Below are 9436 nucleotides of genomic sequence, written 5' to 3'. Positions count from 1 at the left end.
GGAGCAATCGGCCCGCCTTGAAAACAAACAGCCCGGGTTGCCTGTTGGCTGTCTAACTGAACGTCTCAAAGTTGAAGCCCTGATAAAAACCGTACAAGAAATCGTAATGGCGGATGAACCACAAAAAGAGCTGATAGCTTTTACAAAGGCTTTAAAAAAAGTATTACCCGAGCGTAACTCGAAAAAACATTTGGCGGGTTTAGATCTTGGTAGGCAAGAGCCGACGCCTTCATTACAGCACCGAATGGCAGCTTGAATAAATATACAGCTTTGTCAACCTAAAAAAACTTCGGAATCGAGTTTATAGCATCTGTAGTTACTGATTTAACCAATATAAGGGTATAGCACAACAAGTGATATCTATGAATTACTCATGGATCTTAATCTATTAGCCAGCCTCGCTGCATTATCTTTAAGCTGTTCGGCCTTTAGTTTAGCTAATTCATCAATATAGTGAACTAGTTTTTGATGTTTTTCACCAAGATTATAATTTTGCTTATATTGACTCCAGCGTTCAGGATGAAATACCGCTAATGCAAGTCCTAACTCTACTTTGTCACCTACCAAAGATTTTTTTAAGTCTGTTGATAAATTATCCTGATAAGCTCTGTTATTAAGTACTTCAATCACCAGGTCAGATGCTAATTCTTGTTGTGATGAATTATATTTTCCAACAAGAATAGTGGTTAAATATAATACTGCATCTAAACGCTCTCGCTCATACACTAAATCAAGTTCATTGCTTTGGATAGATCGAAAAAGTATTTCTCGGCTGGTATTTAAGAGTGCATAATCATTCATTAACACTTGAAGTTTTATTTTTTCTTCTTGGCTAACTAAAGGCTTATCCATCAGCTCAATAAATGACTGAAAGTGAGGTGATGGTTTTCTCCAAGACTTAATTTCTTTTTCTGGTGATACTGCTTTATCCGCGATGGATTCATGAATAACTACGTTTACTTTATGTTCTTTATTCAGATGTACGTTAGTTGTCTGTTTTTCTTTGCTTTTGTAAATAATATTATTTGTCTGCGTAGTTATTACTTCAGAAGGTGATTGACTTGATAACCAATAGTTAAATGTGACTGCACCTACTGCTATGACGATTAATGCTATGGCGAACGGTCTTTTTTTCATGAAAGCCTCAGTCACAGGAAAAAGCGAATAGTTTTATGGGATTACTAGGAAAAGTTATACTGCACTGCATCAAAAATACCATAAAGACTATTCGCAAATGGTTGAAATATATACAAATCGTTTTTTTATATATAAGGCAATTGATCGACTGATCTCAACAAATCAATATGATGGATTATTAGAGAGTAACTTTTGATCATTCATGCCTTTAGGGGTAATGCTAGAGCAAATCCTCTGGCAAGTTATCACGTAATACTAAACGATTAACATGATAAGCCCCGGTGTTTTGGTAATACATTGAACCACTTAAAAAGCCTTGAGCAATAACAATTTGGCCGTTTAAGCTTACACCTTCTTCACTACTGGAATTAGGTCGAACATTGTAAACTTTGCCAAAAAATTCAGTACTTTCTATTGATTTAATAGGATCAAAAGTACCATTTTGGGAAATAAGTGCATCACCTGCTTTTAAGTCCTCAGCATTCTTCATGTGGCCTGAGGAAATTAGGAGTGGATGATTGGGGGTTACTTTAAGCTGGCCGCCATTTTGTGTTTTAATGACCAGGATTTCATGTAGAACATCACGTACAGATTCGCTATAGGCAGCAACCGGACGAGTTGTATATTGGAGGCTGTTTAAACTTGCAGCATCAGCCAGTGTGACGATTTTTTTTACTTGGCGGCTAAATGCATCATAGATGGTGAGTTCGCCTTCAGGGAATAACAACTTTTGATCGGGTGTATAACAAGATGCTAAACAAGTTAGGATCTTAGTATATTTATCGCCAGCGCCTCTACCACATTTGGCGGCCCCTGTGGTAGGTGCTTTAAACCAATTATCGAAGTTATTGGGTTGATAAAAACTTGGATAAAAAGGACGTCCCCGACGATTACCAAAATCGTCATTAATATTAAAGTCCCAGGTTCTGTGGCTAATATATTGACACTTTTTGGCCCAGTCATTTCGGCCAAATGCTGCACTTGAATTTAAGCTATCATCTTCGCAGCGCTTTTCAAATCTGATGGGATCGGTTGCAAAGGTCGAAACAGAGATTCCTGCTAACGTAACTGAAATAAATATTTTTAAAAGAGATGCTTTCACTGAATACTCCATGTAAATTTTTATTGTTATGAGAATTTATATTGGGCAGTATTTTATTCAAATTCAGAGCAACTGTAGTAGCCTATTAACTTTCCATTGTTACTACTGAATAGCGGTACTTGGTTCATTTCGCGGAGATAATCATATTCATAGGCAGTGATTTTACCCTGACTCAAGGACTGTAGTCGAAATACTTCACATCCTTTATCACCATCTTCAGACACAGGCTTTGAAGGAATGGTATAGCTACAAGAAACATCGATATAGTGTGCTGAACCATTTAAATCAAAATAGGCTTCATAGCGAGGATTTGTAATTCTATAACGTAGGTTTTTCTTGCCTGGTCTGAAACGGTTAGGAACGCTGGTGAGAGGATCAAGGTTAGTGCCAACGACTTCGGCATTTTCAATATCACCAATGCCATAGCCAAGTTCTACAGTCATTAATAATGAGTTTTCTGTTTCCTTAGCATAGCAAGCCAGGTTTTCGGGGCGGATATCTTTAATACATTGGGACCATGCATTAATAACACTATCGCTACTGTGCTGAATTAAAATATGAGATGACTTACTGCCTTCGTAATTATAATCAGATCCTGAACAGTTTTCTTTTTTCCATTGTTTTGCAGACTGACCGCTACCACCTATAGTAAAAATACCAATGACATCAAGTTCTAAGCCACCACCACCGCCTCCAGAGCTTGACTCATGGCTACATAGCCATTTTTTTAAAGCAATCTTAGAATCGTAGTTTAAAGTTGACTCATAAGTTTGTAGCGTTCCATTCACTAATATCTGGTTACAGTGCTCATAATAATCCGTTGCAGATGCCATTAATGGTAATGTGGCTAGGGCAATACTTAAATATTTTAACTTCATAGAAAAGTCCTTTTGTTTATGGTTAATACTAATTAGTTCTTCTTTTAACGAACAAAAATGTTCAATTGAAAGTTAATTTAGATAGAAAACAATTAGGTGGGTTTAATTAAAATAAAGTCCATTACTATTGTCTGATTACCAAAATTCCCTTTCAGGGTGACTTTATATAAAATCGGTAATCTATGACAAGATATTATTGCTCAATATAGACTAAAGTATAATACCCTTTTGGGTAATTTACTTTTACCTCTATATAAATAGTATCTTTTTGGGGGTGACTGACTGAATGGTTATAAAATGCACTATGAATGTTTAAGTGGAAATGGTAGGGTTTTCTTTAGTGCGGGGCGATAGAGGGAGGTAATGAGTACCTCCCCATCTGAAGTATAATAATATATTACCAGCCTGCTTGTGTTAGTTTACCGTCAACTAAACGCCAGAGCTTTAATGGATTCGCATTTTGTAGTGCAGGAGGAAGTAATTCATCAGGCGTATTTTGATAGCAGCAAGGTTGTAGAAAGCGTTGGATGGCTTGACTACCAACAGAGGTAAAGTGACTATTAGTTGTAGCAGGGTAAGGACCACCATGATGCATGGCATGATTAACTTCCACTCCGGTAGGAAAAGCATTAAATATAATTCGACCTACACGTTGCTGTATTCTAAGCATTAATTGCTCAACAACAGGCGTATTTTGTTGTTGGAAAATTGAGGTTGTTAACTGTCCAGATAATTGATTAGTAATTGCGAATAACTCATCTTCATTTGCGCAGATAATTAATAATGTTGTAGGTCCGAATATCTCGTTTTCTAGGTGAGGATGTTTTAGGAAGTGTTTTGCTGAGGTAGAAAGTAGTTGTACCTGTGCTTGATTATTACCTTGGCTGGGGCGGCCTGAAGCCAGGGTGATTACACCGGGTATTGACTGTCGTTTATCACATTGCTGTATATAATGCTGATAAATCGAGGCAGACAGCATAGTTTGCGCAGGTTGTTGTGCGCATAGTTTTTTAAGCGTCTCTATAAATGTGGATAAATTCTCATCTTCCATTACCACTACTAAGCCGGGTTTTGTACAAAACTGTCCAGCATTAAGGGTGAATGACTTACATAAATTATCAGCAATATTTTCATGTTGTTGTTTTAGGGCGTCAGGCAAAATAAAAACGGGATTACTCGCTGCCAATTCGCCAAAAAATGGAATAGGTTCAGGACGTTCGCAGGCAAGGTTATATAAATGGCGACCTGCTAATAGTGAACCTGTAAAACCGACTGCTTTCATAGCAGGTTGTTTGACCAGTAATTCGCTTAAAGAATGTTGTTGACCTTGTAGCAGTGAAAATATACCCGCTGGCATGGCCGTTTCTTTAACCGCCAGATCAATAGCATAGGTTACAAATTCTGAGGTGCCAGGATGTAGGGGATGCCCCTTAACAATCACTGGGCAGCCTGCTGCTAAGGCTGAAGCCGTATCTCCACCGGCAACTGAGAAGGCTAGGGGAAAATTACTGGCCCCAAAAACTGCCACAGGCCCTATAGGTATTTGCGTTTGACGTATATCTGGTTTGGGGAGTGGCTGACGGTTAGGGCTTGCCTGGTCAATGATGGGGTATAAGTCTAGCCCTTGTGTTAGGAGATCGGCAAACAGTTTGAGCTGATTTATCGTTCGTTGCAGCTCACTGGTGAGGCGAGTTTCAGGCAGGGCTGTTTCATTAATAGCTTGCTCAATAATGCCTGGTCCGAGCTGTTGAAGTTGTCTTGCAATAGCGCTTAAAAAGTTTGAGCGTTGCTTAGCGGAAAGTAGGCGATAGTCGCTAAATGCTGACTGTGCTTTTTCTGCGGCTAAATCGACCAAGGTCTGATCAGCTTCATAATATTGGGTCGGTAGAAGCTCGTTTGTAGCAGGGTTATATGCATTGAAGGTGGGTTGACCAGTAGGCTTAACCCACTCTCCAGCAATATAGGAAAGCCCTTTCAGTGAAGGAAGCATGGGAAGGCGTGATGAAGAGGGTATTTGTGGCATAAGTGCGTCCTTGCTTTGTATTCAGTGGAAAAGCGAAAAAACTCATCATATCGGTGAATGATGACAGGTTACTTTACTTCAAAGCCTTGCCAGTAGGGGTCATCAGTATCCACCCAAATAGTGTTATGCCCTATGACTTTGGCCCAACCAGTAATGCTGGGAAGTATGGCAGGGTAGTGACCTACCTCTGTCATAGCTTCTATACGCCCAGTAAAGAGACTGCCAATTATGCTTTCATGAACAAAGTGGTCTCCTTCGTTTAAGCGGCCTTTGGCAGCCCACTGCGCCATTCGGGCACTGGTGCCAGTGCCACAGGGTGACCGATCGATAGCGTTTTTACCAAAAAAAACAGCATTACGGCTAATTGCTTCAGGTTGAGTTGGCGCACCTGTCCAGAGTATATGATTCAAACCCGAAATGGTTTCATCAAAGGGGTGTTGGCAGGTGACGGTTTGGTTAATTTGTTCACGAATACGTGGACTGTAGTGTAAAATTTGTTGGGCTGAAATTGACTCTAACCCCTGATAATTGGGTTGAGGATCAATAATGGCGTAAAAGTTTCCGCCATATGCAATATCGATGGAGAGTTCTCCCAGTTCAGGGCAATTCACTTTTATATCCTGATGCGCTAAAAAGGCGGGCACGTTAAATATGGTAACTTCACTGACATAGTTACCGTGTGTTTTATAAGTGAGGTGAATCGTCCCGGCTGGAGCATCGAGTATTAATTCACCTGCTTTTTTGGGGTGTAATAAACCTGACTCCAATGCGGCGGTAACTGTACCAATCGTGCCATGTCCACACATGGGCAAGCAGCCACTGGTTTCGATAAATAAGATACTGGCGTCAGCCATTTTAGTACAGGGTGGATACAAAAAAGCCCCTGACATCATTGCATGTCCGCGTGGCTCGAACATTAAAGCTTGACGGATCCAATCATAGTGCTCAAGAAAATACTGGCGTTTTTCACTCATGGATTCCCCGATTAAATGAGGGTGTCCATTGGTGACCAGGCGAGCTGGATTGCCACAGGTATGAGCATCGATACAAAAAAAAGTCCCTTTACGCATGATTATTTCCTTATTTTTTTGGTTTAAATTTACTGTAAAAGTGGATTATTTAAATGTCAAAAAAATGAATTACTGCTTATGGCTACCCTAAAAAGTATAAGTAACTTACGTCATGTAAACGTCATTATTTTAAGGGAATATCAAAGGAATAAGAGTGTGTTAATGTTACTTGTTTTTGATTTGGCTGATAAAAAAAATGATAAAGATGCCAGTAGAAAAAAGTGATGTGACGGTCATTGGGGCAGGGATTATTGGTATTTGTTGTGCAATTTTCCTGCAGGAACAAGGCTTTAAGGTTACTTTGGTTGATCGTGATCCTCCGGTGATGGGTGCGTCAAAAGGTAATGCTGGGCATTTTGCGACAGAGCAGGTGTTGCCTTTAGCATCACCACAGTTACTCTGGCAATTACCGTCGATTTTGTTAAATCCGTTGGGACCTGTTGCTATTCAATGGCGCTATATCTTCAAGATTATGCCCTGGTGGCTACGTTTTCTACGACAAATGTCAAAACGAAAATACCAGCAAAATAGTCAAGGTATTGCTGCATTGAATAATAGTGCTTTGGTTGTCTACCAAGAATTATTATCACGTACAGGTCTAAAAGGGTTAATTCGTAGTCAGGGCTCTATGTTAGTGTTTGAAACACAACGCGCTTATTTAAGTTATTTGAAGCAACTAGAAGTCATGCAGGCGCATGGGGTTCAGTATGAATTGATGTCTGGCGCTCAAGTGTTGAAAAGTGAGCCGGCATTAAATACCAATATTAAAGCAGGCATATTTTTTTCGGATACTTGGCATACGATTAATCCAAGCCAATTCGCGACACAGTTATTTAATTATTTTCGTCGAGCCGGCGGACAATTTAAACATGCTGAAGTACTTGAGTTAACACGAAAGCATAATGATAGACAGCAAGGTATTAAGATTAAAACTACGATGGGAAAATCCTGGTGGGTACCCCGTGTAGTCCTGGCAACGGGGGCGTGGTCCAAGCCATGGGTTTATCAGTTAACAGGAAAAAAAATCCCATTAGATACAGAGCGAGGCTATCATTTACATTTGCAGGGTTTGCAAAATGTTATCTCAATACCGGTCACTTCAGGTGAACGGAAATTTATAATGACACCTATGAGTGAAGGGTTACGCTTGGCCGGTACGGTAGAATTTGCCGGTTTATCATTACCACCGAATATGCGACGGGCCAAGATGTTATTACCCCATGCTCAAGCATTGTTACCAGGGTTACCTGAACAGAAAATCAGTGCTTCGCAATGTTGGATGGGGTGCCGACCCTCATTACCTGATTCTTTACCGATTATTGATGAAGATAAAGGTGTGTATTTTGCTTTTGGACATCAACATTTAGGGTTAACTCAAGCGGCAATCACTGCTTTATTGGTGAGTCAATTAGTCACAAGGCAGCGGAGTGAAATTGATTTATCACCATATCGTTTATCTCGTTTTTGATACATATTAATACAAAAAATATCGAATAAAAATCAACCAGCGGAGGGAGCAAGCCAATATGGCTATTAACTGGCAAGGGGTATTTCCTGCAATTACCACACAATTTAATCAAGATGAGTCGATCAACTATGCCGCAACACAGCAGCAAGTGGATCGTCTTATTCAGGAAGGCGTCGATGGTATTATCGCCTTGGGTACTGTTGGTGAAAACTGTTCTTTGCACGAAAATGAAAAAATAAAATTATTATCTGCGGTGAAAGAAGCCGTAGCAGATCGTGTCCCTTTATTGTCAGGTGCTGCAGAATATACAACACAAGGTGTGATTCACTATATTCATCAGGCTATGCAAGTGGGTGTAGACGGCATTATGTTATTACCAGGTATGGTATATTCTGCCTCTGAGGATGAAGTTATTACGCACTACCAGACAGTTGCTCATCATTTTTCTGATATACCAATTATGGTCTACAACAACCCTGCAGTGTATGGCGTTGATGTTTCTATTGCGGTTATGACGCAGTTGGTCCAATGCCAAAATATCGTGGCTATTAAAGAATCATCATCTGACACGCGTCGTATAACAGAGCTGTTTAATCATTTTGGTGAACGCTTTATTGTCTTTGGAGGTGTTGATGATATTGCCTTGGAGTGTTTGCTGCTCGGTGCAAAGGGCTGGGTATCAGGGCTGACAAATGCTTTTCCCAAAGAATCCGTTACATTGTATGAGTTGGCATGTGCTGGACGATTGGCTGAAGCAAGAGCACTATACCGTTGGTTTTTACCATTGCTGCGTTTAGATACATTACCTACATTGGTGCAGTGTATTAAGCTAGTGGATCAATTATGTGGGCAGGGTGCAGAATGGGTAAGGGCACCTCGCAGACCACTCCAAGGCGAAGCAAGGCAACAGGTGATTAACCTTGTTGAGCAAGCCATGGCTCAGCGGCCAAACCTGCCAGTTGACTAAGTCAGGTGATCAGTTTACTAAATCAGGTGAAAGATACTTCGCCATAAGTTGACGAATTTTTCCTTGGTTTCGCAAGCTGTTCATGCTTTGCAGTAAAGCGTTGCTAAGCTCTGGGGGATGCTGGGAACACAAACAGGTTAATGGGTAGTGAGCATCCCTTAGACTGGTTAGGCGCAGACTAAAATTTGGAGTGTTTTTTTGGCGATGGTAAAACGACCAGGTATTATCAATCAGCGAGTCAACTCGCTTTAGTGTTAACAAGCGGTACATTGAATCAGTGTCCTGCCGGTTAAGTCGAACCGAATACTCTTTTTTGAAAAGCGCTTCAAGTTGCGGACTATAGGTGTAACCTAGGCGTGTTGCAACCATCATTCCTTGCAGCTGTTGATAGTTTTTAATATCAGGAGCATCTTCATTCTGAATAACGTACTCCTCATAATGGGTTAAGTCTGGTCCCCAAATAAAGCGTTCAGGTTTTTTGAGCCAATGTCTGTTGTACAAACAAAGCATAACGCGATGCTCGACTTTTTAGCCTATTAATTGAGCCAACTGAAGTGGAGCGTTGCCTTCGTTTCTATTGAGTAACACACATAAACTGTGTGATAACAATTTACGACTTATTCGATTCGTCAGACTCCATAAGGTCCTACCTTTTGTTCGTTGGATATTAAACGTTTTTACAAGCTGACCAATCGTTGTCTCAACCCGTCGTCGGACCCGGTTTAACTGTCCCCTCCATTTCTCTGGGAGTTGATCCACCATGTTTTCTCTGACCGGTGTTTCTAATTGTA

General features: G+C 40.4%; 9 protein-coding genes and 1 pseudogene. 3 read left to right on the top strand and 7 right to left on the bottom strand.

What is annotated here, in order from left to right:
* On the top strand, window positions 1-256 hold a 256-nt coding region (locus F607_RS34880; protein ID WP_027709797.1), incomplete at its 5' end, for a hypothetical protein.
* A gap of 104 nt (window positions 257-360) precedes the next feature.
* Here the strand turns inward: F607_RS34880 and F607_RS0121970 are convergent.
* From F607_RS0121970 to F607_RS0121950, 5 genes are all read right to left on the bottom strand, one after another.
* Entirely contained in the window at window positions 361-1137 is a 777-nt protein-coding gene (locus tag F607_RS0121970; protein ID WP_027709796.1) for a hypothetical protein, read from the bottom strand.
* 220 nt (window positions 1138-1357) lie between these two features.
* Window positions 1358-2239 carry a Hint domain-containing protein gene (locus F607_RS0121965; protein ID WP_211233696.1) on the bottom strand — a complete coding sequence of 294 codons (882 nt, stop codon included), beginning with the start codon at window positions 2237-2239 and terminating at the stop codon, window positions 1358-1360.
* 53 nt (window positions 2240-2292) lie between these two features.
* Complete coding sequence (locus F607_RS0121960; RefSeq protein ID WP_027709794.1) at window positions 2293-3117, bottom strand: hypothetical protein; 825 nt, start codon at window positions 3115-3117, stop codon at window positions 2293-2295.
* A gap of 397 nt (window positions 3118-3514) precedes the next feature.
* Window positions 3515-5140 (bottom strand): aldehyde dehydrogenase (NADP(+)), encoded by a 1626-nt coding sequence (locus F607_RS0121955; RefSeq protein WP_211233695.1) that lies wholly within the window; start codon window positions 5138-5140, stop codon window positions 3515-3517.
* 68 nt (window positions 5141-5208) lie between these two features.
* On the bottom strand, window positions 5209-6210 hold the full coding sequence (locus tag F607_RS0121950; protein WP_027709792.1) for a 4-hydroxyproline epimerase: 1002 nt from the start codon (window positions 6208-6210) through the stop codon (window positions 5209-5211).
* Between the two features lie 205 nt (window positions 6211-6415).
* Here F607_RS0121950 and F607_RS0121940 point away from each other — a divergent pair, with 205 nt between their 5' ends.
* Entirely contained in the window at window positions 6416-7678 is a 1263-nt protein-coding gene (locus F607_RS0121940; RefSeq protein ID WP_027709791.1) for an NAD(P)/FAD-dependent oxidoreductase, read from the top strand.
* Window positions 7679-7736: 58 nt separating this feature from the next.
* The gene (locus tag F607_RS0121935; protein WP_027709790.1) at window positions 7737-8645 is read left to right on the top strand and encodes a dihydrodipicolinate synthase family protein; all 909 of its coding nucleotides are present in this window, start codon (window positions 7737-7739) and stop codon (window positions 8643-8645) included.
* A gap of 9 nt (window positions 8646-8654) precedes the next feature.
* Here F607_RS0121935 and F607_RS0121930 read toward each other — a convergent pair whose 3' ends face one another.
* Together F607_RS0121930 and F607_RS34875 are read right to left on the bottom strand one after the other, a co-directional pair.
* Window positions 8655-9155 carry a substrate-binding periplasmic protein gene (locus F607_RS0121930; protein WP_027709789.1) on the bottom strand — a complete coding sequence of 167 codons (501 nt, stop codon included), beginning with the start codon at window positions 9153-9155 and terminating at the stop codon, window positions 8655-8657.
* Between the two features lie 18 nt (window positions 9156-9173).
* A pseudogene (locus F607_RS34875) lies at window positions 9174-9436 on the bottom strand (IS982 family transposase); the annotation flags it as partial.

Origin of the sequence: Zooshikella ganghwensis DSM 15267 (assembly GCF_000428585.1) — a bacterium.
Lineage (GTDB): Bacteria > Pseudomonadota > Gammaproteobacteria > Pseudomonadales > Zooshikellaceae > Zooshikella > Zooshikella ganghwensis.
Note: the sequence above shows the minus strand (reverse complement) of the source record. Positions and strands in the feature narration are given on the sequence as shown.